Origin of the sequence: Streptosporangium sp. NPDC023825 (genome assembly GCF_040639575.1) — a bacterium.
Lineage (GTDB): Bacteria > Actinomycetota > Actinomycetes > Streptosporangiales > Streptosporangiaceae > Streptosporangium.
Window position 1 is genome coordinate 90,585 of record NZ_JBFAAE010000017.1, and the last position, 26,978, is coordinate 117,562.

The window sequence follows — 26,978 nt, forward strand, 5'->3', positions numbered from 1 at the left end:
CCGGCCGGTGAAACTTTCACCTCTGCCCGCCGCGGCGATCGTCGTACAGGGCGAGATGGGAGGGGTCGCGGCCGCCGTGGAAGGGTGCCGCCGGCGCCGGCGGCGGTTGACGGGAACGAGGTGGGCGCCGAACCATGGCGAGCGCGACCGGCCGCACCTCTCGATCGCGGGGCCCTCCCCCCGCGTACAGCTCCCGTCCTCGAAGGGCTCTTGATGAAAGTCCTGCGTGTTCGCAGGTGGCCGGCGGCGCTCGCGGCGCTCGTGGTCACCTCGGCGCTGGCGGTCGCGCTCGGTTCCTCCCCGGCCGGTGCCGCGGGCGGAACCGGCACCGGCTACCTGCGCACCTCCGGTAACAAGATCGTTGACAGCACGGGCGCGACCGTCCGGTTGACCGGCATCAACTGGTTCGGCATGGAGACCGACAACAAGACCTTCCACGGGTTGTGGTCGAACAACCCGTGGAGAGGCCAGATCGACAAGATGGCCTCGCTCGGTTACAACACCCTCCGCGTGCCGTTCTCCAACGACGCCCTCAAGCCCGGCGCGGTGGCCAGCGGCGTGAACGACTTCGTCAACCCGGACCTGGTCGGCAACAGCCCGCTGCAGATCCTCGACAAGGTCATCGCGTACGCCGGAAGCAAGGGCATGCGGATCATCCTCGACCGGCACCGGCCGACCGCGGCCGGGCAGTCGCCGCTGTGGTACGTCGCCGCGACGCCGGAGAGCACCTGGATCAACGACTGGAAGGCGCTCGCCCAGCGGTACGCGGGCAACACCACCGTCATCGGCGCCGACCTGCACAACGAGCCGCACGCCGAGGGCACCAATCCGGCCGCCACCGGGGCGTGCTGGGGCTGCGGGGACACCGCGCGCGACTGGCGGCTGGCCGCCGAGCGGGCGGGCAACGCGGTGCTGTCGGTCAACCCCAACTGGCTGATCTTCGTCGAGGGCGTGAGCTGCCCGAGCGGGGGCCTGTCGAACGTCTGGGACAACGACCCGAGCAACGACGAGGACTGCGGCTGGTGGGGCGGCAACCTGTCGAAGGCCGGGGAGTTCCCGGTGCGGCTGAACGTGGCCAACCGGCTGGTCTACTCGCCGCACGACTACGCCACCTCGGTCTACCGCCAGACGTGGTTCGACGCGCCGAACTATCCGGCGAACATGCCCGCGATCTGGGACAAGTACTGGGGCTACCTCTACAAGCAGAACATCGCCCCCATCATGCTCGGCGAGTTCGGGACCACCATGCAGGCCGCCGTGGACAAGGTCTGGCTCCAGGAGCTGATGAAATATCTGGGCACCGGGGTGAATGGGATGTCGTTCACCTACTGGTCGTGGAATCCCAACTCGGGTGACACCGGGGGCATCGCCAAGGACGACTGGACCTCCATCAACCAGGACAAGCAGGACATCCTCCAGCCGTACCTGATCCCGCCGGTCGGCGGGGGCGGCGTGACACCCACCCCGACACCGACGCCGACCCCGGGGACCACGGCCTGCGAGACGTCGTACGCGCTCACGAACTCCTGGCAGGGAGGCTTCCAGGCCGCGCTGACCGTGAAGAACACCGGCACCTCGGCCTGGAACAACTGGTCGGTGAGCTGGACCCTGCCATCCGGGGTGACGCTCGGCAGCGGCTGGAACGCCACCGTCACGCAGAGCGGGACCACCTTCACCGCGAAGGCCCCGAGCCACGCCGCCAACCTCGCGGCGGGTCAGTCCGTCGTCGTCGGCTTCACCGCCAACGGGCCCTCCACCCCGGGCGCATCCGGAATCACCTGCACCTGATTTTCGACTCTTCGTTCACGGAACCGTCGAGGGCGTGCCGCCGAGCGGCACGCCCTCTCGTGGTGTGAACCGTGGCCGGAAACAAGGACGCGGCCCCTCGTCGTGCGGACGCGGCTTTTCGCCGTGCGGACGCCGTCTCCGCCGCCGGATCCGTCCCCGCCGGAATATCCCGGTCACCCTCACAAAAAGAAACATAGCCATATCTCTCTTATATGCCTCGATAACTACGCAATAAAGCATCCCGCATGTCGTATAACAGATACGACACCGCCGATCAGTAGGGTCAGAAAAAATGGCGCATCATCGGCAATGCGCCTGGACGGAGAAATACCAAAAGAAAAGGACAGCACTGTGACAAGAGTTGGTCACTCGCGTATCGTTTCGCGAAATACCGCCCGTTCCTGGCTGGCCGGGGTCCTGACCGTCGCGGTCGCGCTGGGCTGCGTCGCCGCGACACCGCGGGTGGCGAGCGCGGCGACGGCACCGGACCTTCTGACGGCCGCGGACTACGCGGTCCTGGCGGGGACGACGGTCACCAGCACCGGCCCCACCGTGGTCACCGGGAATCTCGGGGTGAGCCCGGGAACGGCGGTCACCGGCTTCCCGCCCGGCGTCGTGGTCGGCACCATCCACTCCGCCGACACCGGCTCGGCGCAGGCCCAGGTCGACCTGACCGCCGCCTATGACGACGCGGCGGGGCAGCTCGCCACTTCCCTCCCGACGGAACTCGGCGGGACCACCGTGACACCGGGCGCCTACGACTCCGCCTCGGGCACCTTCGAGATCACCGGGGAGCTGACGCTCGACGGGCAGGGTGACCCGAACGCCGTCTTCATCTTCAAGACCGCCTCCACCCTGGTCACCGCGTCCGCCAGCACGGTGAACCTCATCAACGGCGCCCAGGCGTGCAACGTCTTCTGGCAGGTCGGAAGCTCGGCCACGCTGGGCACCGGCTCCAGTTTCGCCGGGAACATCCTCGCGCTCACCTCGATCACCGCGACCACCGGCGTGAACGTCGACGGCCGCCTGCTGGCCCGCAACGGCGCCGTCACCATGGACACCAACTTCGTCACGCTGGCCGAGTGCGAGGGTCCGCCGCCGAGGGAAGACAGGACAACCGCCACCACGCTGAGCGCGGTGTGCTCGCAGAGGGTGGCGGGCAGGCTCATCCTCACCGCGACCGTCACGGCCTCCGGGCCGACACCGCCCACGGGACCGGCCGAGTTCTTCTCCAACGGGGTGCGCCTGGGCACGGCCCAGATCGACGCGAACGGCCGCGCCACCCTGGCCGTGACCGACCTCGGACCGGGGACCTACCTCGTGGCCGCCTTCTTCCGCAACGCGGATCTGGATGCCAGTGCCTCGACACCGCTGCCCCTGGTCATCGGCCCGCGCGGCCTCTGCCCGGCACCGCCACCGGCACCACCGGCGGCGGCGGTGAACCGGAAGGACAAGGACCGTCAGAGCATCAGGAACAACCAGAGCAGCGGCAACGCGATCAAGATAAGGGACCGCAAGCGCAAGCATCACCGCCACCACTCGTGGGCCAGGTGCTGCCGCCACCGGCGCTAGGGCCCCGTGCCGGGAACTCACCCGGCACATCCGCGCGCCGGTTCGCGTGCCGTCCCCGGGCCCGTCCGTGTCCGGCCTTCCCGCGCTTCGAGACCATCGAGGGCGTGCCGCAGAGCGGCACGCCCTCTCTTCGTGGAAACGGACCCGCGAATGCCGCCGGACCGTGGCCGGCGGGACGACATCCCACTGAATATCGCTACAAACAACAACATGACTGCATTTTCATTTGTCCACGAATAAGTAACGCGACAAAACAACCCGCATGTCGTACGACGACCACGACGCCGCCGATCAGTAGTCTCGGAAAAACGGCGCATCATCGGCAATGCGCCTGGACGGAGAAATACCAAAAGAAAAGGATGAAACCGTGACAGTCATTGGTCACTCCCATATCGTTTCGCGAAATACCGTCCGTTCCTGGCTGGCAGGGGCCGTGACGGTCGCGGTCGCGCTGGGCTGCGTCGCCGCGACACCGCGTACGGCGAGCGCGGCGCGCACGACAGGCGCCGCGGGCACGGCGAGCGCGCCGGTACCGGTACCGGTGGCGCTCGGCGCGGCCGCGGAATTCGCGGTCCTGGCGGGCACGACGGTCGCCGGCACCGGAGCCACCGTCGTCACCGGCGAGGTCGGGGTGAGCCCGGGCTCGACGACCGCCGGATTCCCGCCGGGCGTCGTGGTCGGCGCCGTCTACCTGGACGACTCCGTCGCCGAACAGGCCCAGGAAGACCTGGCCGTCGCCTACGTCAACGCGGCGAGGCGACCCGGCACCGCCTCCCTCCCGGCGCAGCTCGGCGGGACCACGGTGGCGCCGGGCGTCTACAACTCCATCTCGGGCGCCTTCCAGATCGGCGGGGAACTGACCCTCGACGGGCGGGGGGATCCGAACGCCGTCTTCGTCTTCAGGGCTCCCGCCCTGGTCACCGCGCCCGCCAGCACCGTACGGCTCGTCAACGGCGCACAGGCGTGCAACGTCATCTGGCAGGTCGGCGGTTCGGCCTCGCTGGGGTCCGGCTCCCGCTTCGCCGGGAGCGTCCTCGCGCTGACCTCGATCACCGCGGCCGGTGGCACGACCGTGAACGGCCGCCTTCTGGCCCGCCTGGGCACCGTCAATCTGGACGGCGCCACCGTCACACGATCCGCCTGCGCGACCGTGCCGCAGCGGAGGACCGCCACCAAGCTGGCCGCGTTCTGCGACCCGGGGGCGCCGGGTCACCTCACCCTCATCGCGACCGTCACGACCTCGGGGGCGGCCCCCGCGGCCGGGCCGGTCGACTTCTTCGCCAACGGGGTGCGCCAGGACCAGTCCCCGTCGGACGCCGCGGGCCACGCGAAACTGATCGTGAACAAGATCCCGCCGCGCACCCATGAGTTCATGGCGGCCTTCACGGGCACGAACCGGCTGGAGCCCAGCGCCTCATCGGTGCTGACCGTGCCCGTCGGCCCCGAGGGCATCTGCCCGGCGCCACCGGCGAGTCCGGCGGCTCCCGCTCCCGCCGCCACCGCCGGCGACGGCGCGAAGGGCCGGGGCGCCGTGAAGCGTCCGCGCAGCTACACCCTGTTCGGGCCGAAGAACCGCGAACGCAAGCGTCACCACCACCCACGATTCCGGCAGCATCGCCACGCACGCTGACAGGACGGGACGGAGAACTGTGAATCCGCCCCACCGGCCGACGGCCGGTGGGGCGGGCCGCCGGCGGGCGTCGCGTGCGGGTCAGGTGAGCTTGTCCTTGAGCTTGCCCAGGGGGCCGGCCTCGGTGCCGAGGGCCGGGCCCGCCGGATCGCCCATGCTGCCGTCGTAGGTGGCGTACAGCTTGGGGTCGGGCGGTGGCGCGGTGGCGAGGCCGCCGAGCGGCCGGGGGTCGAGGAGGTAGGAGAACTCGTGGCGGCCGTCCGGTTGCGGGCCGGACGCCCAGCCCCCCTGCGTTCCCTCGGTTCCCTCCGACAGGTCCCAGATCGCCGAGGCGTGCTCGGCGTACTCCTCGTCGAACAGGTCGTCCGGGACGACGACGTCCTCCAGGCCGTCGGTCTGGAGCTCCTCGATGGCCTTCAGCCACATGTTCTGGTGCAGGGTGTCGCGGGCCAGGTTGAACTTGAGCATGTCGCGCACGCCCGGGTCGTCGGTCATGTGGTAGAGCCGCGCGGTCTGCAGGCGGCCCTGCGCCTCGGCGGCGACGTTGGCGCGGAAGTCGGCAAGCAGGTTGCCGCTCGCCACGATGTAGCGGCCGTTCCACGGATAGCCGTTGCTGTCGGCCAGCAGCGGGCCGCCGCCGGAGACGATGACCTGCTGGAGGTCCATGCCGCCCATCACGGCACCGACCACGGGGTCGGCGGCGGCCATCTTCGTGGTCGCGGTGGCGGGCGCGCCCTCCAGGAGGCGGGCGATCATGGTGGCGATCATCTCGACGTGACCGATCTCCTCGGTCGCGATGTCCATGATCAGATCCTTGTACTTGCCGGGCATCCGGCAGTTCCAGCCCTGCATCAGGTACTGCATGGTCACGGTCATCTCGCCGTAGGCGCCGCCGAGCAATTCCTGGAGCTTGTGGGCATAGACCGGGTCGGGCTTCTCCGGCTTGGCCTCGAACTGCAAATGCTTGGTGTGCAGGAACATCAACCGCTCCTCGGCTCGGGCCCCGGGTGGAGCCGTCCGGGACCGCACGCCGCCTGCCGGCGAAAGGGCGCGACCCCGCTGGTGGACACAGACGGGGGTCACTTACAGATCCCACCAGACGCACCGATGGACCCACAGGAGCGACACACCCGTGCACATCAGTCGCGATCCAAAATTTCCGTCAGATCGTTATCGGCCGCGCCGGGTACGGGCCGCGGGGCCGTGAGGGCCCGAACGCGTGTCCACAAGCAAGCACTCGGGCAGCAAGATCGAAAGTCATGAAACTTTCACGGTCCGCGAAAAAGGCCCTCCGGATCGCAGCAGCCTGACGGCATGGGCCACGAAACATCGGCGTAACCGGGGGCGCATGCCATTGACATCCCGTTCACCGTCTCCAGAATCCCTTATGGGAGCGCTCCCACCCCCTCTCTCCCTTGCTTGATCCGATGCGGCGCCACCACCAGCGACTTCGCATCGATCCCCACTCACGGAGGCCCATTTCATGCATTTGTTCCCCAGCAAAGCGGGAGCGCTCCCACGCTTCCGGAGACGGGTCGCCGCGCTGGCGCTGATCAGCCTGGCGGCCGGGACGACCACCGCCCTGGCAGCCTCCCCAGCCCTCGCCGCCGTCTCCTGCGACGTGACGTACAACACCACCGACTGGCAGGGCGGCTTCACCGCCAACGTGTCCATCAAGAACCTGGGCGACCCGCTCACCGGCTGGACCCTCGGGTTCAACTTCCCGACGACCACCCAGCGGGTCTCCCAGGGCTGGAGCGCCACCTGGGCGCAGAGCGGCCAGGCCGTCACCGCCCGGAACCTCGCCTGGAACGGCAACCTGGCCACCGGCGCCTCGACCAGCATCGGCTTCAACGGCACCTGGTCCGGCTCCAACCCCAAGCCGACCGCCTTCACGATCAACGGCACCACCTGCGGCGGCACCCCCGTCAACCTGCCGCCCACGGTGAGCATCACCAGTCCGGCGGCCGGGGCCACCTTCGCCGCGCCCGCGACGGTGCCGATCACCGCCACCGCGGCCGACAGTGACGGCACCGTCGCCAAGGTCGAATTCTTCAACGGCACCACGCTGCTGGGCACCGACACCACCGCGCCGTACGCCTACAACTGGACGGGCGTCGCCGCCGGGAGCTACTCCATCACGGCGAGGGCCACCGACGACAAGGGTGAGGCCACCACCTCCGCCCCCGTGGGGATCACCTCCACCGCTGACCTGCCCCCCGCCGTGGTCGTCACCCCGGCCACGGTCGCCGTCCCCGAGGGCGGTTCGGCCAACCTCTCGGTCAAGCTCTCCAAGGCCCCGTCCGCGAGCGTCACCGTGGCGACCGCGAGGACGAGCGGCGACACCGACCTGACCGTCGCCTCCGGCGCGTCGCTGACCTTCACCACCGCCAACTGGAACACGGCCCAGACGGTACGGGTCGAGGCGGCGGAGGACGCCGACGAGGCCTCCGGCAGTGCCGAGTTCACCTCGACCGCCACCGGCCACACCGCGGCCAAGGCGACCGCCACCGAGGTCGACAACGACTCGACCGGCGGCGACAACGAGTACATCGAGCGCTTCACCGCGATGTACAACAAGATCAAGGACCCGGCGAACGGCTACTTCTCGCCGCAGGGCGTGCCCTACCACTCCGTCGAGACCTTCCTGGTCGAGGCGCCGGACCACGGGCACGAGACCACCTCCGAGGCCTACAGCTACTACCTGTGGCTGGAGGCGGCGTACGGCAAGGTGACCGGCGACTGGACCAAGTTCAACGAGGCCTGGGCCTCGATGGAGAAGTACATCATCCCGGCCACCGCCGACCAGCCGACCAACGCCAACTACAACCCGTCCAAGCCCGCCACGTACGCCGGTGAGTGGGACGACATCAAGCAGTACCCGTCCAAGCTGGACGGCGGCGTGAGCGTCGGCGTCGACCCGATCGCGAACGAGCTGAAGACCGCCTACGGCACCAGCGACGTCTACGGCATGCACTGGCTGCTGGACGTGGACAACACCTACGGCTTCGGCCGCTGCGGCGACGGGACCACCAAGCCCGCGTACATCAACACCTACCAGCGCGGCCCGGAGGAGTCGGTCTTCGAGACCATCCCGCAGCCGTCCTGCGACACCTTCAAGCACGGCGGCCCGAACGGGTTCCTGGACCTGTTCACCGGTGACAGCTCCTACGCCAAGCAGTGGAAGTACACCAACGCCCCCGACGCCGACGCCCGCGCCGTCCAGGTCGCCTACTGGGCGCACACCTGGGCCAAGGAGCAGGGCAAGGAGGCCCAGGTCTCGTCCACGATCTCCAAGGCCGCGAAGATGGGCGACTACCTGCGCTACGCGATGTACGACAAGTACTTCAAGAAGCAGGGCTGCACCAGCACCTCGTGCCCGGCCGGAACCGGCAAGGACAGCTCGGCCTACCTGCTGAGCTGGTACTACGCCTGGGGCGGCGCCTACGACACCTCCGCCGGCTGGGCCTGGCGGATCGGCTCCAGCCACAACCACTCCGGCTACCAGAACCCGATGGCCGCGTGGGTGCTGTCCAGCGTGGACGCGCTCAAGCCCAAGGGCGCGACCGCCGTCCAGGACTGGACCACCAGCACCAAGCGGCAGATGGAGTTCTACCGCTGGCTGCAGTCGTCCGAGGGCGCGATCGCCGGTGGCGCCACCAACAGCTGGCAGGGCCACTACGCGGCCCCGCCGTCGACGCTGCCCACCTTCTACGGGATGGCCTACGACTGGCAGCCGGTCTACCACGACCCGCCGTCCAACCAGTGGTTCGGCTTCCAGGCGTGGTCGATGGAGCGGGTCGCGGAGCTGTACTACGCGACCGGCAACGCCGACGCCAAGATCGTGCTGGACAAGTGGGTCAAGTGGGCCACCGACAACACCACGATCAACGCCGACGGGACCTACCAGATCCCCTCGACGCTGGTGTGGACCGGTCAGCCCGACACCTGGAACCCGAGCAACCCCGGCACCAACTCCGGGCTGCACGTGAGCATCAGGGACTACACGACCGACGTGGGCGTGGCCGGCTCGTACGCCAAGGTGCTGATGTACTACGCGGCCAAGTCCGGCAACGCCACCGCCAAGGCCGTCGCCAAGGGCCTGCTCGACGGTCTGTGGAAGAACAACCAGGACGCCAAGGGCGTGTCGGTCACCGAGACCAAGGCCGACTACAGCCGCCTCAACGACCCGGTCTACGTGCCCCCGGGCTGGACCGGCAAGATGCCCAACGGCGACACGATCAACTCCAGCTCGACCTTCATGTCGATCCGGTCCTTCTACAAGAACGACCCGGACTGGCCGAAGGTGGACGCCTACCTGAAGGGCACCGGCCCCGCGCCGTCCTTCAACTACCACCGGTTCTGGGCGCAGGTGGACGTGGCCGTCGCCCTCGCCGAGTACGGCCGCCTCTTCCCCTGACCCCCCGCCCCCGGGTCCGGCTCTCCCCCGGGCCGGACCCGGGCCCGACCCGAGCCCGGGCCGAACCTGACCCGGGCTCCACCCCCTGAGACCTCGGGGCGTGGTGGCACCCCTGACCTGCTGCCACGCCCCGAGCACCACCTCCGAGAGGCACACCCCCCATGAAGAGAAGTCTGGCGGCGCTCGCGCTGCTGGCGCTGGCGGCCGTGCCGGTGACGGTGCCCGCCACCGGCGCCCAGGCCGCGGCGCCCGCCTTCGCGTACGGCGAGGCGCTGCAGAAGTCCATCTGGTTCTACGAGGCCCAGCAGTCGGGGACGCTGCCGAGCTGGAACCGTGTCAGCTGGCGCGGCCCCTCCGGGCTCGGCGACGGCCAGGACGTCGGGCTCGACCTGACCGGCGGCTGGTACGACGCGGGCGACCACGTCAAGTTCGGCCTGCCGATGGCGGCGAGCGCGACGATGCTGGCCTGGGGCGCGGTGGAGTACCGCGACGCGTACGCCTCCTCCGGGCAGCTCACCCACCTGCTGAACAACCTCAAGTTCGTCAACGACTACTTCATCAAGGCCCACCCGTCGGCGAACGTGCTGTACGGGCAGGTCGGCAACGGCGGCAAGGACCACGCCTGGTGGGGGCCGGCCGAGGCGATGCAGATGGAGCGGCCCGCGTACAAGATCGACGCTTCGTGCGGGGGGTCGGACCTGGCCGGGGAGACGGCGGCGGCGATGGCGGCCTCGTCGATCGTCTTCCGCCCGACAAATCCGACTTATGCTGACACGCTGGTGACGCACGCCAAGCAGCTCTACACCTTCGCCGACACCGTGCGGAAGAAGTACAGCGACTGCATCACCGACGCGTCCGGGTACTACCAGTCGTGGAGCGGCTACAACGACGAGCTCGTCTGGGGCGCGATCTGGCTGCACCGGGCCACCCAGGACGCCTCCTACCTCGCCAAGGCGGAGTCGTACTACGACAACCTCGGCACCGAGCCGCAGTCCACCACGAAGTCCTACAAGTGGACGATCGCCTGGGACGACAAGTCCTACGGTGCCTACGTGCTGCTGAACAAGCTGACCGGCAAGCAGAAGTATCTCGACGACGCCAACCGATGGCTGGACTTCTGGACGGTCGGGGTCAACGGGCAGCGGATCAGGTACTCGCCCGGCGGCCAGGCCGTTCTCGACCGGTGGGGGTCGCTGCGCTACGCGGCCAACACCTCGTTCGCGGCGCTGGTCCACTCGGACACGATCACCGACGCGACGCGTAAGGCGAGATACCACGACTTCGCGGTCAGGCAGATCAACTACGCGCTCGGCGACAACCCGCGCAACTCCTCGTACATGATCGGGTTCGGCACGAACCCGCCGAAGAACCCGCACCACCGCACCGCGCACGGCTCGTGGACCGACCAGATGACCAACCCGGTCGAGACCCGCCACACCCTGTACGGCGCCCTCGTCGGCGGCCCGCCCGACCCGGACGACAAGTACACCGACAAGCGCGAAGACTACGTGATGAACGAGGTCGCCACCGACTACAACGCGGGCTTCACCAGCGCCCTGGCCCGCCTCTACCGCGAGTACGGCGGTGCCCCCGCCGCGAACTTCCCCGTGGCGGAGACCCCCGACGGCCCCGAGATCTTCGTGGAGGCCGGGGTGAACGCCTCCGGCTCGGCGTTCACCGAGATCAAGGCCATCGTGCGGAACCAGTCGGCCTGGCCGGCCCGCCCGCTGACCAACGGCTCGTTCCGCTACTACTTCACCCTCGACGGCACCACGACCGCGAGCCAGGTCTCCGTGTCGTCCGCCTACAACCAGTGCAAGGCCCCGACCGGGCCGACCCTGCTGTCCGGGAAGACCTACTACGTCACCGTCGACTGCTCGAACACCTCGATCGCCCCGGCGGGGCAGTCGCAGCACCGGCGCGAGGTGCAGTTCCGCATCGCCAGCACCGGGACGTGGGACCCGTCCAACGACTGGTCGTACACCGGCATCGCCACCACGCCGGGCGCGACCCCGGTGCGGGCGCAGAACATGACGGTCTACGCGGGCACGACGAAGGTGTGGGGCAACCCGCCCGGCGACGAGCCGGTGGACACCGCGGCGCCGTCGCGGCCGGGCAAGCCCGCCGTCTCGGCGATCACCGCCACCGGCGCCACCCTGACCTGGACGGCCTCGACCGACAACGTGGGCGTCAGCGGCTACGACGTCTACCAGGGGACGACGAAGGTCGCCACCGCCACCGGCACCTCCCACACCCTCACCGGGCTGACCCCCTCGACGGCGTACACCGTCTCCGTGGTGGCCAGGGACGCGGCCGGCAACTCCTCCACCGCCTCCGAGAGCACCGCGTTCACCACGACGGCGCCCCCGGAGGACGACACCGAGGCCCCGTCGCGGCCGGGCAAGCCCGCCGTCTCGGCGATCACCGCCACCGGCGCCACCCTGACCTGGACGGCCTCGACCGACAACGTGGGCGTCAGCGGCTACGACGTCTACCGGGGAACGACGAAGGTCGCCACCGCCACCGGCACCTCCCACACCCTCACCGGGCTGACCCCCTCGACGGCGTACACCGTCTCCGTGGTGGCCAGGGACGCGGCCGGCAACTCCTCCACCGCCTCCGAGAGCACCGCGTTCACCACGACGACGGCCCCGGCGGGCGGCTGCACGGCCACGTACACGGTCGTCAGAGACTGGCAGGGCGCCTTCCAGAGCGAGGTCACCGTCAAGAACGAGGGCACCTCGACGATCACCGGCTGGACGGTGACCTGGAGGTTCCCCAACGGCCAGACGATCAGCCAGCTCTGGAGCGGCGCGCACACCCAGACGGGAGCGGACGTGTCGGTCAAGAACCTGAACTGGAACGGCACACTCGCCCCGAACGCCTCGACGTCCTTCGGCTTCACCGGGACCCAGAACGGCACCAACGGCGTCCCCACCCCGGTGGCCTGCACCACCGGCTGACCTCCCGGTCCCGCCGGCCCGCGCCGCGGGCCGGCGGGGCGCTCCGACCCCCTCACCCCGCCGGTCCGCACCGCGAACCGGCACCTCGTTCCACGTTGTCCAGGCGTCCGCTCCTCCCCCGGATCCTCTGGATCCCCGGACGCCTCCTCGCCCCGGCCGGGCGCGACGACCCCTCCGCCCGGCCGGGCACTCCCCCACCGAGGTAGGTCATGCGCGTCAGACTTGCGCTGCTCGCGGCGCTCCTTTTCCCGTTCCTCCTCTCCATGCCGCCCGCCCACGCCGCCACCGGCCTCCACGTGAGCGGTACGCGGATCCTCGAGGCGAACGGCAACGCGTTCGTCATGCGGGGCACCAGCCACGCGCACACCTGGTACGCGACCCAGACCGGCTCGTTCGCGGACATCAAGTCGCTGGGCGCGAACACCGTCAGGGTGGTGCTCAGCGGCGGCCGGTGGACCGCCAACGGCGCGGCCGACGTGGCGAACGTCGTCTCGCTCTGCAAGCAGAACAAGCTCATCTGTGTCCTGGAAAATCATGACACCACCGGGTACGGCGAGCAGAGCGGCGCGTACACCCTCGACCAGGCCGTGGACTACTGGATCGGCGTCAAGAGCGCGATCGTCGGCCAGGAGGACTACGTCGTCCTCAACATCGGCAACGAGCCCTTCGGCAACAACGCGACCACCCCCGGCTGGACTCAGGCCACCTCGGCCGCGATCACCCGGCTGCGGAGCAACGGGTTCCAGCATCTGATCATGGTGGACGCGCCCAACTGGGGCCAGGACTGGAACTTCACCATGCGCGACAACGCGGCCACGGTCGCCGCCGCCGACCCGCAGCGCAACACGGTCTTCTCCGTCCACATGTACGGGGTGTTCGACACGGCCGCCGAGATCACCTCCTACCTGCAGGCGTTCCAGACGGCGGGGCTGCCGCTGGTGATTGGCGAGTTCGGTTTCAACCACTCCGACGGCAACCCCGACGAGGACACGATCATGGCCCAGGCGCAGGCCAGGGGGGTCGGCTACCTCGGCTGGTCGTGGAGCGGCAACGGCGGCGGCGTCGAGTATCTCGACCAGGTGACCAACTTCAACGTCGCGAACCTCACCACCTGGGGGCAGCGCCTGTTCAACGGGGCGAACGGCATCGCGCAGACCTCCGTCGAGGCCACGATCTACGGCGGCACCGGCACCCCCGACACCGAGGCGCCGACCCGCCCCGGCACCCCCGCCGCCTCGGACATCACCTCGACCGGCGCCCGGCTGTCCTGGACCGCCTCCACCGACGACCGCGCGGTCACCGGCTACGACGTCTTCCGGGGGACCGCCAAGCTCGGTTCGTCCGCGACCAACTCGATCGCCCTGACCGGCCTCACCGCGCAGACCGCCTACACCGTCACCGTCGTCGCCCGCGACGCCGCGGGGAACACCTCGGCCGCCTCGGCGGCGACGACCTTCACGACCACCTCGACCCCGCCGGACGGCTGCACCTCGACGTACCGCACGACCAACCACTGGCAGGGCGGCTTCCAGGGCGAGGTCACCGTCAGCTGCACCGCGGCCGTCACCAACTGGAGAACGGTCCTCACCTATCCCTCGGGCGTGAACATCAGCCAGGCGTGGAGCTCCATCCTCTCCGCGACCCCTCCGGTCTTCACCTTCGCCAACGCCGCCTGGAACGGATCCGTCCCCGCCGGAGGATCCACCACCTTCGGCTTCATCGGCACCTGGTCGGGCACCGGCGCCCCGCCCGCTCCCACCGTCTCCTGGACGTGACCCAGCTGCTCCCCGGGCTCGCCCGACGTTCGAACCCCCAGAACCCCGGGGTTCGGAACACCGTCGTGGCGGACGGGCGGCCGGCCGCGTGACCTCCCCTCACGCGGCCGGCCGCTCTGCCGGTCCGCCCTGAACGACCGTACGGACACCGCGCCCGCGGATGCCCGTCCCGGCAGGGGCCGGGGAAGTTCAACCGAGCAGTTCACGGGCGATCACGGTCGCGGCCCGAACCACCGACGCCCGGTGGCGCTTCAGCGGCGCGGCGCTCTCCGGCCCCTTCGGCGTGCGGACGGGCACCGGAGTCGCGTTCCAGGCCTGCGCCAGCGCGAGGGTCAGCATCATCACGTCCGTGGCCACCTCGAGCCCGGCATCGTGACTCGTCGCGAGCTCCTGGGCCTTGTCCACATGCGCCTCGACCATCGCGGGGGAGAGTCGCGGGCGTTCGAGGGCGCGCCACTGCCGGCCCCGGGACGTGACCGCCAGGGTGCTCGGCCGAGCCGTCCCTCCGGCCGCTCCCCCGTCGCTCCCCGGGCGCACACCGGTCGCTCCCCGGGCGCACGCCGGTCGCTCCCCGGGCGCACGCCGGTCGCTCCCAGGGCGCACGCCGACGGCGAGGCCGCCGTCACCGGTGGTCTCGCCGCGGCCCCGTGGCCGGTTCACACCGGCCACGGGGTTCCCCGCGCCGCGCCCGGATCAGGTCGCGAGCGTGCTCCGGCGACAGGGAGATCCGGTCAGTCGTCGAACCCGAAGCCGCCGCTGCTGTTTCTGTTCGACAGATAGTTGTGGTTGTTGTTGTGGTTGTTGATCCGTACCTTGACGCGGTGGCGGCCGCCCCCGCCGTGCCGTCCCCAGCCGCCCCAGCCGCCGCCGCAGCCGCGGCGGCAGCCGCCCCCGCCCCAGGTCGGGAAGGCCGCGGCGGTGACGGCGGTGGTCGTCGCGGCGGCGCTCGCGACGGTGGTCGCCGCGCCCACTCCGACAACCCCGCCGGTCAGCGCCACACTGAACGCGAGCCCTGCGATAACACTCTTGAACTTGGGCATTGCTTTTCCCCTCGAAAGGTTCAATTACCCCGATTGCCGACATTTCTGGATCAGTCGGAAATCATTAGCGATGGATAGATATGACCCATCCCCGCTTGTCATACTTTCCTGCCGTCTGTCCCCATAAACGATAATTCGATCCTTTTGCACTACGATTGTCGGCTTATGAGGATCGCAGAACACTTAAGGGTAGCTTTATGGCGAAATGTCCCTTATGTGCTATCGAGGAGTGTGGTCCGCGAAGATCACGCAGACGAACGGGCCCGCGCCCTCAGGAAGGGCGCGCCTCGATGCCGTGCTTCTGCAACGTTGAGACCATCCAGCGCGAGAGGCGTACGTGGCCGGTGAGGGTCGGGTGGACGCCGTCGGGCAGGACCGCTCCGCGGCCCCAGCCCCGGCCGTGCGGGCCGAGGGGTTCGAACGGGTCGAGGAAGGGCACCTCCTGCCGGTCGGCGGCGAGCAGGACGGCCTCCCGCACGTCGTAGGCCCACCGGGGAGCCTTGGTCATCCAGATCGGGCCGACCAGCACGATCCTGGTGTGCGGCCATCGCCGCCTGACCAGCTCCAGCAGGTGGACGGCCGCGTTCTCGATCCTCGCGGCTCCGATCCGGCGGTCGTTGCGCCCGCCGGAGATGATCAGCATGTTGGGCTCGGGGCGCCAGGAGAGCTCCTTGACGAAGGAGTCCTGAAAGGTCCGGCCCACCCGGCCGGGATTGACGAAGCCCGTTCCCGCGGCGCCCGCGGTGATCAGCTGCCAGCCCAGCTCCCGCGCGACCCTGGCCGCGTAGCCGTCCCATGCCCGTACGGGACCCGATCCGACCGTGAAACTGTCTCCGACGATCATGACGAGCGGGGCCGGGAGCGATGAGGTGGGTGGAAGGCCCGTGCCGGCGGCCGGCGGCGTGGTCGCGCCACCACCAAGGCTGCATCCCGAAATAAGGCAGGAAATCGCCACAAGAAACGCGACCGCGGGTGTCCACGGTCGTCTACGTACGGGCGCGCGCATGCCACCTCGGGAAACGTCGGACTCCCGACATGATTGCAGATGTCCGCCGCCGGTCGCGGCGACTCGGCCTCATGAAAACGATCGGACCCACGGTTCCGGCCCGGCCGCCCCGGATCAGGGCGGCTCATCGGCCGCGACGGCATCGCCCGGACCGTCACGGCCCGGCGGCGTCGGGGCGGCACCGCCGGGCCGTGACGGTCCGGGCTCCGTCCCACCGGGCCGAGGCGAGGCGCGGGGCGGGGACGAGGGCGGGGCGCGGGGCGGGGCGGGGCGGGGACGAGGGCGGGGCGCGGGGACGAGGGTGGGTCAGCTCACCTCGGAGGGGCCGACGGCCCAGGTGTTGCAGTAGGCGATCCTGGCGTACTTCCATCCCTGGTGGAGCCAGGCGGCGTAGTGCTCGCCGCTGCCGTGGTCGCGCCGGGGGTTGCCGCTCTGGTCGTCGCCGCGCCCGAACTCCGTCTGCAGGACCTCCTGCCAGCGGGCGGCGGTGACGCCCATCGGCTCCCGTACGGTGCGGATGAAAGCCCCGGAGAGGCACTGCGCCTGGAGCTCGTGACGGCGGGAGTGGGAGTCCTGGGCGGCGCGGGACTTGTTGGAGACCTCCCACCACCAGGCTCCGCCGATACCGGCCATGTTCTGCACGTGGTGCGCGTACTCGTGGGCGAGCACGGCCATGTAGGGCACGTGGTTCCTGGCGGGGTCGCGGTCACCGCTCTGCTCGATCACATGGCTCAGGCCGATGTACATGCCCCGGTTGGACGGGCAGTAGTAGGCGGAGGCGGAGTCGTCGGGGTAGGTCCCGCAGGGGCCCCGGCCCGGACGGGACCAGTAGACCTTGCGCGCCGGAAGGAAGACCGCGCCGGCCTGGGAGAACTTCGCCGACCACGCCCGTTCCAGGCAGCCGGTGACGGCGTTGAGGTAGGACAGCATGTCGCGGGGCTGGGTCGAGGGCCGCGGGGCGCGGCAGGTGGTCGGGCGCATCAGGCCCGTGCCGTACAGCGGGTTGCGCTTGAGCCGGGCCGTGGTGTCCGAGCGCCGCATGTAGCGGAGGTCGACGGCCATGTTCCGCGCCGCTGCGACCGGCGCGATCTCGGCGCCGCCCAGCGAGCCGAGGTCCAGCTTCTCCGGCGGGGTGAAGTCCGGCGTGGTGATCTCGGTGTCCCCCGTCTGCCGAGGGGGTGCGTTTCCCGTCGCCACCGGTGCGGTCCCGGGACCGGCGGGAACCTCCGCCTTCTCCTCACCGGCCAGACCGGCGATCACCACGACCGTGGCGAACGCCAGCGCGAGAACACCGAGTACGCCGAAGGCCAGCGGGTTCGACCCCCGTGGGCGCATGCGACCGCCTCTCCAAAGAGTGGATCTCCGGGCGGCAATCTAGCGGATATATACACATATGGGTTTATGGGCGAGAAAAAATGAATACGCGGTGGGTCATCACGGACCGGTGGATCTCGCTAAGCTCCCGACACATGGCGGCATCTTTCTCGCACCGAGCGGCTTCCTCGCGCCGAGCGACTGCCTTGCGCAGGACGGCTTCCTCGCGCAGGACGGCTTTCCCGCGCAGGACGGCTTTCTTCCGCCGAGCAGCCGGGAGCCTGGCCGCGACGGCCATCCTCGCGCTGACCCTCAGCGCGTCCCCTGCCCTCGCGTCCTCGGCCCTCGCGTCCTCGGCACCGGCGAGCGGCCCGGGCGCGGAGTCCTCCCGGCTCGCGCAGGCCGCGCGGCACGCGCAGGCCGGCAAGGTGACGAGCACGACGGTCCAACTGCAGCTCCGGCAGGACGGCGTACTCCACGTCAAGGAGGAGGTCGCCTTCGAGGGTGACGCGCCGTCACGCGACCTCGTCGACCGGACCCGCTACGACGACGGCAGCGACCGGCTCTACCGGGTCACCGGTCTCAAGGGCGACGCCACGCTGACCGGTGAGACCATCACCCTGAAGGGCACCGGAAGCGCAACCCTGGAGTACGACGTCCAGGGCGCCGTCACGCCACTGGCCGACGCCCAGGAGCTGCGGTGGTACGCGGTGGGCGCCTGGTCCGTCCCCGTCGAGCAGGCCAAGGTCAGCGTGAGCGGGCCGGCCACGATGCAGAACCTGTCGTGCTTCGCCGGCCCCCTGAGCTCGGCGATCGCCTGTACCGAGGCCTCCATGGACCACACGGGCGTCACCGCCGAGTTCGGGCAGCAGGACCTCGGCGCCGGCGAGGTCCTCACCGTGGTCGTCGGCTACCCCACCGGTGCGACCAAGGGCGCGCCGATCCTGGAGCGCCGCTTCGAGCTGTCCAACGCCTTCACCCTGAACGCCGTCACCGGCGGCGCGCTGGCCGGTCTGCTGCTCCTGCTGCTCGGCGGCCTCGGCCTCCTCTACTGGACCCGGGGCCGCGACGCCCGCGTGGTCGGCCACGAGTCGGGCTCGCTCAGCGGCGTCGAGAACGGTCACTTCGCCCCGCCGGACGGCGTCCGCCCCGGCCAGATCGGCACCCTCATGGACGAGCAGGCCGACGTGATCGACGTGACCGCCACGATCGTCGACCTGGCCGTCCGAGGCTACCTCAGGATCGACGAGCAGCCCCGGCAGACGTACGAGACCCCCGACTGGAGGCTGGTACGGATGCCCGCCGCCCAGGTCGCCTCGCTGATGCCCTACGAGCGGGAGCTCTACGACGCCATCTTCGACGGCCACGACGCGGTGCTGCTGTCGGAGCTCAAGGGATCGTTCGGGACCAAGCTGGGCAAGGTCCGCGAGGCGCTCTACCGCGACGTGGTCACGCAGGGCTGGTTCGCCCGCCGCCCCGACACCGTCCGCACCCGCTGGACGACCATCGGCGTGGTCCTCACCGGGCTCGGCGTCCTCGCCACCGTCGCGCTGGCCTGGTTCACCACGTACGGGGTGCTCGGCCTGGCTCTGATCATCGCCGGTGCCGCCCTGGCCGTGGGCGGCCAGTACATGCCCGCCAAGACCGCGAAGGGCGCGGGTGCCCTCGCCCACACCCTGGGCTTCAGGGAGTATCTGGCCGGCGCCGACATCGGCGGGGACGTCCCGGTGGCCCAGCGGGTGGAGTTGTTCTCCCGCTACCTGCCCTACGCCGTGATCTTCGACAGCGTCGACCGCTGGGCCCGCGTGGTCTCCTCGGTCACCGGCAACGGCCAGCAGGCCGACCACCTGTACTGGTATCACGGCCCGGCCGAGTGGGACCTGTCCAGGTTCGCCGACTCGATGCGGACCTTCACCATGACCACCTCGGGGGCGATCTCCACCACCCGCCAGTTCCGCTCCCTGTGAGGACCGCCGTACGCGAATCCGCGGCGGCTACCGAACGCGGATCTCGCCCACCGGACGCCCCCCGCCGAGCAGGACCCCGGCGGCGAGTTCGTCGAGCCCGGGGGCCTCGAAACCGAGAGCGGTCAGGGCCGCGACGGTGACCGGGACCCGGGCGCGCTGGCCGCCGTCCTCGATCTTGACGGTTCCCGAGCGGCCGTCGGTGAAGACGAAGGCGTCGAACGCCTCGGCTCCGGCCTTGACCAGCAACCCGGGGACCGCCCGCATCAGCCGGGCCTCGGGGCGGGCGGTTCCCGACGTCCACTCGGGGTGGGCGCGGAAGGCGTCGGCGACGCGGCGCTCCGGGGTGTCCGGGTCGGCCCGGACGAGGGCGCGGAACCCCCGCGTCACGCCCAGCATCGAGACGAAGAACAGCGGGGCGCCGCAACCGTCCACCCCACTGGCGGCGACGCGCTCGCCGGTCAGCTCCTCGACCGTGGCGCGCACGGCCCGCTGCAGCGGATGCGCCGGATCGAGGTAGGTCTCCAGCGGCCAGCCGTTGACCGCGCAGGTGGCGAGCATCGCCGCGTGCTTGCCCGAGCAGTTCATGTAGACCCTGGCCCGGCTCCCTCCGGAGCGCAGCACCTCGTCGCGGGAGGCGACGTCCTCCGGCAGGTCCTCCGGGCAGCCGAGCGCGCTCTCGTCCAGCCCGGCCCCGGCCAGGATCCTCCGTACCCCGTCCACGTGGAACGGCTCCCCCGCGTGACTCGCGCACGCCAGCGCGAGCAGCTCCCCCTCCAGGGGGAGGCCGGCGCGGACCATGGCGAGCGCCTGCAGGGGCTTCATGGACGAGCGCGGTGAGACCAGCGCGTCCACCTCCCCGTGGACCCGCACCAGCGACCCGTCGGCGGCCACCGCGAGCATCCGCGCCCGATGAGTGGACTCCACGAACCCCGAGCGGACGACTTCGACCAACAATGACTCAGCAGACACCTTTGTCTCCTTTCGCCCGAAGTCTAGAGATGCCCGGGAGCACGGGATGATGGGGGCATGCGTGCGGTCGTACAGCGGGTGAGTTCCGCGTCGGTGGTGGTGGACGGCGTGACGGTCGGGGCGATCGACGAGCCGGGACTGCTGGTCCTGGTCGGCGTGACCCACACCGACACGCGCGCCGAGGCGGCCAGGCTCGCCGCCAAGCTCTGGGGCCTGCGGATCCTCTCCGGCGAGAAGTCCTGCTCCGACGTCGGCGCGCCCCTGCTGGTGGTCAGCCAGTTCACCCTGTACGGCGACACCCGCAAGGGACGCCGTCCCACCTGGCAGGCCGCCGCCCCGGGTCCGGTCGCCGAACCGCTGGTGGAGGCGGTCTGCGCCGAGCTGCGCGGGCTGGGCGCCCGCGTGGAGACAGGGGTGTTCGGTGCCGACATGAAGGTCGGGCTGACCAACGACGGCCCGATCACCCTGGTCGTGGACATCTGAACGCCCGGGACCGCGCGCCCTGGGACGTCTGAACGCCCGGGACCGCACGCCCTGGGACGTCTGACCGCCCGGGACCGCACGCGCGCCCTGAGAGGGCTGAGCGGCCCGGGACCGTGACGGCGGCATCCGGGCGGACCGGACAGCCGGGAACGATGACGGCGGCATCCGGGCAGGCCGGAAGCGGCACGCCCGGGACGCGACGCCGTCAGGCGTCAGGCGTCAGGCGTGAGCCGTCAGACGTCAGCGGATGCGGCGGCGCAGGCTCGGGTCGATCTGGACGTTGCGCCCGGCGTCCGGCGGCACGATGACCTCCTGGGACGCGGCCACTCCCGCGGCCTCCAGCGTGGTGTCCACCGGCACGGTCCGCTTGACCACGGCCAGCGCGACCGGACCAAGCTCGTGATGGCGCGCCGAGCTTCCCACGAAACCGATCTCCGCACCGTCGAGGGTCACCGGGGCGCCGTGCTTGGGCAGGGTGTCGACGCTGCCGTCCAGGTGCAGGAAGACCAGCCGGCGGGGCGGGTGGCCCAGGTTGTGCACGCGGGCCACGGTCTCCTGGCCCTTGTAGCAGCCCTTGCTGAGGTGGAGGGCCGTGCCGATCCAGCCCACCTCGTGCGGAATCGTCTTGTGGTCGGTCTCGAAGCCCAGGCGGGGGCGGTGCTCCTCGATCCGCAGCGCCTCGTACGCCCAGAGCCCGGCGAGCCTCAGCCCGAGATGCCCGGCCAGCAGGTCACGCGGGAGCAGGATGTCCCGCCCGACGGCGACGGCGCCCTCGGGCAGGTCGGGGCGCGCCTCCCCCGCCACGGAGACCACGGCGTAGCGATCCGTCACGTCGGCGACCTCGACCCTCAGCATGAACCGCATCTTGTCGAGGAACGCGGCCACCTCCGCGCCGGTGCCCGGCTCGACGTGGGCCCACACCGCCTCGCCGTCGTCGACGAGGACGAGGTGGTGCTCCACCCTGCCCTGGGCGTCCAGCAGCAGCGTCTCGGTGGGCCGGCCGGGTTGCAGGTCGTCGAGTTTCTGCGAGCTGAGGCTGTTGAGCCAGCTCAGACGGTCGGGACCGGAGATCCGGACGACCTCGCGGTTGCTCCGGTCGACCATCGCCTCCCCGGCGAGCAGCGCGCGCTGCTCGGCGAACGGATCGCCGTAGTGTCCGGCGACGTCGGCGTCGGGGGTCTCAGCCGCGACCGCGCCGGGAGTGTCCAGCAGAGGGCTTCGCATGCACACAGCCTACGAGGCCTCGCCGAAGAGAGCGGCGGCGGCTCTTCCCCCGGCGGGTCCGGGCCGTACGACGCACCTTGGCGGCTCGGCGGGACAGAGGCCGAGGCTGTCCCCCGGCGGCTCGGTGACGTACCCCGGCACCGGTTCCCCGACGGCCCTGCGGCCCGCTTCCCCGGCAACCCGGCGAACGTACTCCGGCGACGGCCTCCCCTGCGGCTCAGCGGCAGTTGCGGCAGCGGCCGAAGACCGTCAGGTGGTGCACGTCGGTGAGGAACCCGAGCTTCTGGTCGAGGTTGGCGACGAAGTTCTCCACCAGGTCGGGGCTGACCTCGCTGATCTCCCCGCAGCCACGGCAGACCAGATGCACATGATCGGCCTCGGCCGTCAGGTGGTAGGTGGGGGCGCCGTGCCCGAGATGGGAGTGGGTGACCATGCCGAGCTCCTCAAGGAGCTCAAGGGTACGGTAGACGGTCGATATGTTCACCCCGCGCGCGGTCTCCCGCACCCGGGTGCAGATCTCCTCGGGGGTGGCGTGCTCGCAGGCCTTGACCGCCTCAAGCACCAGCTGGCGTTGCGGAGTGACCCGGTAACCGCGCGCCCGCAGTTCCTCATGCCACGACGTCTCGGTCATACCGAGAGTCTATGAGCACCGGGGCTCTCCCCGTCGTCCTACGGTCCGAGATAACCGGAGGCGGCGCCGGCCGGCTCCGCGGCCCGCTTCGATGGCCTGCGGAACACGCCCTCAGCGGGCCGTGACCCGCATGGCGCGATCATGGCGGGCGCGGGTACGGGCGGCTTCGAGGCTGGGCTGGTGGTCGACGGCCCAGAGGCCCAGGGCGACCACAGGCTCCAGGAAGGAGCGTCCGAGGTCGGTGAGCGCGTAGTCGACGCGCGGCGGCGCGCTCGGGTGCACGGTGCGGCTGATCAGCCCGTCCTCTTCGAGCCCGCGCAGCGTTCGCGTCAGCATGCGGCGGCTGAGGCCCTCCACCGACCTGTCCAGCTCGTTGAAGCCGCGGGCGCCACGCGCCAGGATCGACAGGATCACAACGCTCCACTTGTCGCCCACCCGGCGCAGCACACTCGTCGCGGGACAGTTCCGGTGATCGTCCATCGTGACAGGGACGGGGACAGTGGACATGAATGTGCCTTCTTTCGGACTGTTCTCCTGCCGGTCGAGGATCAGGGTAAGCACACCGACCTCCAAGGAGGATTCACCGTGATCGTTGTCAGCGGAGCGTCCGGTCAGCTCGGACGCCTCACCGTCGGGCACCTGCTCCAGCGGGTGGACGCCGCACGCGTCGTGGCCCTGTCCCGTACCCCGGACGACGTCGCCGATCTCGGGGTGACCGTCCGGTACGCCGACTTCGACCACCCCTCCGGCCTGCCCGGCGCGTTCGAGGGCGCGGAACGGCTGCTGATCATCAGCCTTGGCTCGTTCACCGGACTGGCCCCGGGGCACGCGAACGCCGTCGACGCGGCGGCCAAGGCGGGCGTGGGCCATGTGATCTACACGTCGTTCGCCAGGGCGGGCGAGCCGGGCCAGCCCCAGGCGCTCATCCAGAACCACCGGGAGACCGAGCGGCTGCTGGCGGAGTCGGGGCTGACGTTCACGGCGCTGCGCTTCAACCAGTGGCCGGAGATGTGGAACCTCGTCGGCATACCCGCCGGCGCCGTCGCCACAGGGGTGCTGCCCAGCAACTCGGGTGACGGCCGCGTGGGGCACATCACCCGCGACGACAGCGCCGCCGTCGCCGCGGCCCTGCTCGCCGACGGCGGGTGCGAAGGGCAGTTCGTCGAGGTCACAGGCCCCGCGGCGGTGACGGACGCGGACGTCGCCGAAGCGCTGTCCCAGGTCACGGGCCGCCCGGTGCGCTGCGAACAGGTCACGGACGCCGAACTGGCCTCGACGCTGTCCGGACGCGGGCTGCCCGAGCAATACGTCCAGGGGTGGACGGGGCTGGGCGCGTACAAGCGCGAAGGCTGGTTCGACGTCACCACGCACGCCGTCGAACGCCTGGCCGGTCGCAGGCCCGCGACGATCGCCGACTACTTCGCCGCACACCCCGGCGTCTTGCGCGCCACCTGACTCGCGCACCACCTGAAGATCATCTCTTGACATGACGAAGAGCACCGGCCCGCGAGCCGGTCGCACCCGGCGCCCTGAACGCGGCCGACGGCATCGGCTCTCATTCAGGGAGCGACGACGGAGACAGAGCGGGTGCAAGCGTCTGCGCGCCGGTCCCCTTCGTTCCCATCCGCCATCATGGCTGGTCAGAGGGCCGACTCCGGGTGAAGGCGGGAGGCCGGGAAATTCATTTGCCCTGGGGGCGCGGAATTTCATAACGTACAGGCACGCCGAAAGGAGGTGGTCCGAACGATGGTTGATCATAGTTGGGCTAGCGAGGTGGCTGTCCGCTAGGACGCCGCGACCGGACTCTGTCCGGGCGTCTGGCGACGTTCGGCGAATCCACGACAATCACCGGAACCCCGGGCCGCCGGAGGCGGGCGATCCCGCCTGTAGTCCACCGGCCCTCCTGCCGAGCAGGGGGAAGTGGCCCGGGGTTCTTCCCTTTCCAGCGCCTTCCCTCTCGATCACCCCGCTTCCGCGAAGCCCCCTTCCGGAGGCCGCCCGCCTCCGAGAGACCGTCTCCTCAGCACGAGGTCGCGCCGGCCCTCACTCCTGGAAGCCGGGGTTGGCGCAGTGCAGCGGGCGCTCACCGCCGAGGACCCTGACGATGTCCTCGCAGATCATCCGGGTGTGGTTGATCTCGGTGTCGTAGGTTCCCGAGCCCAGATGCGGGGTCAGCACCACGTTGTCCATGTCGGCGAGCGGGTGGGCCGGGTCGAGCCACTCCCCGGTGAACCGGTCGAGGGCCGCTCCGCCGAGATGGCCCGTCTTCAGGGCCCCGACGAGCGCGTCCATGTCGTGCAGGGCCGCGTCCGCGGTGTTGACGAAGATCGATCCTGGCTTCATCGCGGCGAACTCCGCCGCCCCGGCCAACGGGCCCGCGGACGCGGAGGCGTGCACGGAGACGACGTCGGCCTGGGCCAGCAGGACGTCGAGCCCGTAGCGGTTCTCCGCCGCGTCGGGGTCGTGGACCATGACGCGCATGCCCAGCCCCTTCATCCGCCAGGCCAGCGCGCGGCCGACCACCCCGTAGCCGACCAGGCCGATGGTCCGGCCCGCGAGCTCCCACGCGCGGTACCGCCGGTAGGAGGCCATGCCCCGCCGGATCTCCCTGTCGCCGACCGCCACCCGGCGGGTCACCGCGAGGATCAGGGCGAGGGTGAGCTCGGCGACCGCGTCGGCGTCGCGTCCCGGGGCGCAGACGACGGGGATGCCCTTCGCCGTGGCGACCGGGAGGTCCACGTTCCCCGCCTCGCCGCGGGCACAGCCCACCACCAGCAGGGGAAGGTCCAGGACCGGACCGGCGACCTCGTCGGACTCGGTGATGAGGATGCGCGCGCCGGTGTCCACGAGCTGCCGGGCGAGCTCTGCCGCCGGGTGGGGACGGTGGTCGGCCGGGTCGTAGTGGACGTCGATCAGCTCTTTCAGGCGGTTCCACTCCTGACCTCGCATCGGCGCCAGTACGAGTGCTCGTGGTTTCACCGCGCCTCCTTTTCAGGAAATTTTGGTATTTGGGAGCTTTCCACGAACGTCACGATCGGTCTCGACAGTGACCGGACCGTCATCAACCGGCCCACCTGCTCCTCCCGTTTCCCGTTCGGGAGAAGAGTCCCTGGCGAGCGTCGGCCGGACGGCACGGGCCATGCCGGATCACCGTCTCCACATCACCGTCTTCGCATCACTGCCTTCACATCACCGCCCCCGCCGAATCCGGCCCGGCGCGCGGGCGGTACGAAGAGCGGAGGGAGAACGCGGATCCGCCGGTCAGTGCTCGCCGCGGGCCGGGACGCCGAGGGCGGCGCAGGCGTCCCGGTACAGGCGGACGACCTCCGTGCGTACCTGGGCGCGTTCGGTCAGCGTGGTGCTCCAGGGAACCTTGACCGTGACGTCCCGCCCGCCGACCACGGCGGCGAACTCGATCGCCTCGGCGTCGACACCGGTCGTCGTCGCGCCGGTGGCCTCGGGCTGCCCGCCGAGGCCCTTGCAGATCAGCAGCGCGTCATCGGCGTGGTCGTCGTTCATGTGGCGCTTGATCGCCTCGACCACGTCGGGGGTGAAGGGGGTGCTCATGCTCAGAGGGTAACCAGCGTCCCGCCTCACCCCGCCACGGGCGGCGGGCGGAGGCCAGGGCCTCCGCCCGGCGTCGGGCAGGAACCTCACCCGGCCCCGGGTGCGGACCTCACACCTCGTCGGGGACGAAGTCACCGACCCGCTTCAGCTCGGCCGAGATGTGGGACTGGAGCGGCTGCCCCATGGAGGCCATGTCGTACGCCCACATCAGGTTGCCGTTGACCAGCCCGTAGAGGCGGTGACCCGCCGTGTACTCCTTGGCGGTCGCGGTCCGGGCCACCACGTCGGTCTGAAGCTCGATCTTGTTGAAGACCACCTCGCCGACGTAGATCTCCACGATGCCCGTGGGGTGTGACAGGCACACCTCGAGCTGGCGGCCGGGGAGCTGGCGCCAGAAACCGGTCTCGGTGCCCAGCGGGCGGACCTTGCCGCCCGCCTCGTCGAGCAGCCAGGTGCGGCTGGTGTAGGTCAGGAACGGCTTGCCGTTGTGACCGAAGACGATCTCCTGGCCGAAGTTGAAACTCTCGATCGTCGGATATCCCCCGACCCCGGCGCCTTCCCATCGGCCCACGAGGAAGGCGATCGGCTCAAGATCGGGATGCAGTTCGGGAACGTCCATGAAACGAGCC

Annotated in this window: 21 protein-coding genes; 9 read left to right on the forward strand and 12 right to left on the reverse strand. The window is 70.4% G+C overall.

From position 1 onward, the window contains the following. The first annotated feature begins 213 nt into the window (after positions 1–213). From AB0G15_RS17615 to AB0G15_RS17625, 3 genes are all read left to right on the forward strand, one after another. Positions 214–1,788, forward strand: a complete 1,575-nt coding sequence (locus tag AB0G15_RS17615) for a cellulase family glycosylhydrolase (protein ID WP_362840509.1) — start codon at positions 214–216, stop codon at positions 1,786–1,788. 351 nt (positions 1,789–2,139) lie between these two features. Further along, positions 2,140–3,360: an ice-binding family protein gene (locus tag AB0G15_RS17620; protein ID WP_362840512.1), complete on the forward strand. Its 1,221-nt coding sequence runs from the start codon at positions 2,140–2,142 to the stop codon at positions 3,358–3,360. A gap of 367 nt (positions 3,361–3,727) precedes the next feature. Further along, positions 3,728–4,990, forward strand: a complete 1,263-nt coding sequence (locus tag AB0G15_RS17625; RefSeq protein ID WP_362840515.1) for an ice-binding family protein — start codon at positions 3,728–3,730, stop codon at positions 4,988–4,990. A gap of 81 nt (positions 4,991–5,071) precedes the next feature. Here the strand turns inward: AB0G15_RS17625 and AB0G15_RS17630 are convergent, their stop codons facing one another. Next, the gene (locus tag AB0G15_RS17630) at positions 5,072–5,971 is read right to left on the reverse strand and encodes a manganese catalase family protein (protein WP_362840518.1); all 900 of its coding nucleotides are present in this window, start codon (positions 5,969–5,971) and stop codon (positions 5,072–5,074) included. A gap of 502 nt (positions 5,972–6,473) precedes the next feature. Here AB0G15_RS17630 and AB0G15_RS17635 point away from each other — a divergent pair. From AB0G15_RS17635 to AB0G15_RS17645, 3 genes are all read left to right on the forward strand, one after another. Beyond that, positions 6,474–9,410 (forward strand): glycoside hydrolase family 48 protein, encoded by a 2,937-nt coding sequence (locus AB0G15_RS17635; protein WP_362840521.1) that lies wholly within the window; start codon positions 6,474–6,476, stop codon positions 9,408–9,410. Positions 9,411–9,571: 161 nt separating this feature from the next. Further along, positions 9,572–12,373 carry a glycoside hydrolase family 9 protein gene (locus AB0G15_RS17640; RefSeq protein ID WP_362840523.1) on the forward strand — a complete coding sequence of 934 codons (2,802 nt, stop codon included), beginning with the start codon at positions 9,572–9,574 and terminating at the stop codon, positions 12,371–12,373. Between the two features lie 209 nt (positions 12,374–12,582). Beyond that, positions 12,583–14,148, forward strand: a complete 1,566-nt coding sequence (locus AB0G15_RS17645; RefSeq protein WP_362840526.1) for a cellulase family glycosylhydrolase — start codon at positions 12,583–12,585, stop codon at positions 14,146–14,148. A gap of 189 nt (positions 14,149–14,337) precedes the next feature. On the opposite strand, the gene AB0G15_RS17650 is transcribed toward AB0G15_RS17645, so the two are convergent. From AB0G15_RS17650 to AB0G15_RS17665, 4 genes are all read right to left on the reverse strand, one after another. Further along, the gene (locus tag AB0G15_RS17650) at positions 14,338–14,568 is read right to left on the reverse strand and encodes a hypothetical protein (protein ID WP_362840529.1); all 231 of its coding nucleotides are present in this window, start codon (positions 14,566–14,568) and stop codon (positions 14,338–14,340) included. A gap of 311 nt (positions 14,569–14,879) precedes the next feature. Then, positions 14,880–15,188, reverse strand: coding sequence for a hypothetical protein (locus tag AB0G15_RS17655; RefSeq protein WP_362840532.1), 309 nt, complete (start codon positions 15,186–15,188; stop codon positions 14,880–14,882). 271 nt (positions 15,189–15,459) lie between these two features. Continuing rightward, complete coding sequence (locus AB0G15_RS17660) at positions 15,460–16,032, reverse strand: SGNH/GDSL hydrolase family protein (RefSeq protein ID WP_362840535.1); 573 nt, start codon at positions 16,030–16,032, stop codon at positions 15,460–15,462. A 468-nt stretch (positions 16,033–16,500) separates the two neighbouring features. Continuing rightward, entirely contained in the window at positions 16,501–17,529 is a 1,029-nt protein-coding gene (locus tag AB0G15_RS17665) for a neutral zinc metallopeptidase (protein WP_362840538.1), read from the reverse strand. A 185-nt stretch (positions 17,530–17,714) separates the two neighbouring features. Between AB0G15_RS17665 and AB0G15_RS17670 the strand changes: the two genes are divergently transcribed. Beyond that, on the forward strand, positions 17,715–19,475 hold the full coding sequence (locus tag AB0G15_RS17670; protein WP_362840541.1) for a DUF2207 domain-containing protein: 1,761 nt from the start codon (positions 17,715–17,717) through the stop codon (positions 19,473–19,475). Between the two features lie 27 nt (positions 19,476–19,502). Here the strand turns inward: AB0G15_RS17670 and AB0G15_RS17675 are convergent, their stop codons facing one another. Further along, complete coding sequence (locus AB0G15_RS17675; RefSeq protein WP_362840544.1) at positions 19,503–20,444, reverse strand: asparaginase; 942 nt, start codon at positions 20,442–20,444, stop codon at positions 19,503–19,505. A 57-nt stretch (positions 20,445–20,501) separates the two neighbouring features. On the opposite strand from AB0G15_RS17675, the gene dtd reads away from it, so the two are divergent. Then, positions 20,502–20,927, forward strand: coding sequence for a D-aminoacyl-tRNA deacylase (gene dtd, locus AB0G15_RS17680; protein ID WP_362840547.1), 426 nt, complete (start codon positions 20,502–20,504; stop codon positions 20,925–20,927). A gap of 240 nt (positions 20,928–21,167) precedes the next feature. On the opposite strand, the gene AB0G15_RS17685 is transcribed toward dtd, so the two are convergent. From AB0G15_RS17685 to AB0G15_RS17695, 3 genes are all read right to left on the reverse strand, one after another. Beyond that, positions 21,168–22,151, reverse strand: coding sequence for a glycine cleavage T C-terminal barrel domain-containing protein (locus tag AB0G15_RS17685; RefSeq protein ID WP_362840549.1), 984 nt, complete (start codon positions 22,149–22,151; stop codon positions 21,168–21,170). Positions 22,152–22,368: 217 nt separating this feature from the next. Continuing rightward, entirely contained in the window at positions 22,369–22,782 is a 414-nt protein-coding gene (locus AB0G15_RS17690) for a Fur family transcriptional regulator (protein WP_350969247.1), read from the reverse strand. A 111-nt stretch (positions 22,783–22,893) separates the two neighbouring features. Beyond that, positions 22,894–23,289, reverse strand: coding sequence for a helix-turn-helix domain-containing protein (locus AB0G15_RS17695; RefSeq protein WP_362840551.1), 396 nt, complete (start codon positions 23,287–23,289; stop codon positions 22,894–22,896). A gap of 78 nt (positions 23,290–23,367) precedes the next feature. Between AB0G15_RS17695 and AB0G15_RS17700 the strand changes: the two genes are divergently transcribed. After that, positions 23,368–24,237 carry an NAD(P)H-binding protein gene (locus AB0G15_RS17700; protein ID WP_362840554.1) on the forward strand — a complete coding sequence of 290 codons (870 nt, stop codon included), beginning with the start codon at positions 23,368–23,370 and terminating at the stop codon, positions 24,235–24,237. Between the two features lie 588 nt (positions 24,238–24,825). Here AB0G15_RS17700 and AB0G15_RS17705 read toward each other — a convergent pair. From AB0G15_RS17705 to AB0G15_RS17715, 3 genes are all read right to left on the reverse strand, one after another. Further along, positions 24,826–25,761: an NAD(P)-dependent oxidoreductase gene (locus AB0G15_RS17705; protein ID WP_362840557.1), complete on the reverse strand. Its 936-nt coding sequence runs from the start codon at positions 25,759–25,761 to the stop codon at positions 24,826–24,828. A gap of 282 nt (positions 25,762–26,043) precedes the next feature. After that, positions 26,044–26,349: a DUF2470 domain-containing protein gene (locus AB0G15_RS17710; RefSeq protein ID WP_362840560.1), complete on the reverse strand. Its 306-nt coding sequence runs from the start codon at positions 26,347–26,349 to the stop codon at positions 26,044–26,046. 109 nt (positions 26,350–26,458) lie between these two features. Continuing rightward, complete coding sequence (locus tag AB0G15_RS17715; RefSeq protein WP_362678198.1) at positions 26,459–26,968, reverse strand: FABP family protein; 510 nt, start codon at positions 26,966–26,968, stop codon at positions 26,459–26,461. Positions 26,969–26,978 lie beyond the last annotated feature (10 nt).

Bases quoted from the DNA above. Each gene is read 5' to 3' on its own strand.
- dtd (WP_362840547.1), top strand. From the start codon at position 20,502: ATGCGTGCGGTCGTACAGCGGGTGAGTTCCGCGTCGGTGGTGGTGGAC.
- AB0G15_RS17635 (WP_362840521.1), top strand. From the start codon at position 6,474: ATGCATTTGTTCCCCAGCAAAGCGGGAGCGCTCCCACGCTTCCGGAGA.
- AB0G15_RS17660 (WP_362840535.1), bottom strand. From the start codon at position 16,032: ATGATCGTCGGAGACAGTTTCACGGTCGGATCGGGTCCCGTACGGGCA.
- AB0G15_RS17640 (WP_362840523.1), top strand. From the start codon at position 9,572: ATGAAGAGAAGTCTGGCGGCGCTCGCGCTGCTGGCGCTGGCGGCCGTG.
- AB0G15_RS17645 (WP_362840526.1), top strand. From the start codon at position 12,583: ATGCGCGTCAGACTTGCGCTGCTCGCGGCGCTCCTTTTCCCGTTCCTC.
- AB0G15_RS17655 (WP_362840532.1), bottom strand. From the start codon at position 15,188: ATGCCCAAGTTCAAGAGTGTTATCGCAGGGCTCGCGTTCAGTGTGGCG.
- AB0G15_RS17630 (WP_362840518.1), bottom strand. From the start codon at position 5,971: ATGTTCCTGCACACCAAGCATTTGCAGTTCGAGGCCAAGCCGGAGAAG.
- AB0G15_RS17690 (WP_350969247.1), bottom strand. From the start codon at position 22,782: ATGACCGAGACGTCGTGGCATGAGGAACTGCGGGCGCGCGGTTACCGG.
- AB0G15_RS17715 (WP_362678198.1), bottom strand. From the start codon at position 26,968: ATGGACGTTCCCGAACTGCATCCCGATCTTGAGCCGATCGCCTTCCTC.
- AB0G15_RS17710 (WP_362840560.1), bottom strand. From the start codon at position 26,349: ATGAGCACCCCCTTCACCCCCGACGTGGTCGAGGCGATCAAGCGCCAC.
- AB0G15_RS17685 (WP_362840549.1), bottom strand. From the start codon at position 22,151: ATGCGAAGCCCTCTGCTGGACACTCCCGGCGCGGTCGCGGCTGAGACC.
- AB0G15_RS17650 (WP_362840529.1), bottom strand. From the start codon at position 14,568: ATGGTCGAGGCGCATGTGGACAAGGCCCAGGAGCTCGCGACGAGTCAC.
- AB0G15_RS17615 (WP_362840509.1), top strand. From the start codon at position 214: ATGAAAGTCCTGCGTGTTCGCAGGTGGCCGGCGGCGCTCGCGGCGCTC.
- AB0G15_RS17665 (WP_362840538.1), bottom strand. From the start codon at position 17,529: ATGCGCCCACGGGGGTCGAACCCGCTGGCCTTCGGCGTACTCGGTGTT.
- AB0G15_RS17695 (WP_362840551.1), bottom strand. From the start codon at position 23,289: ATGTCCACTGTCCCCGTCCCTGTCACGATGGACGATCACCGGAACTGT.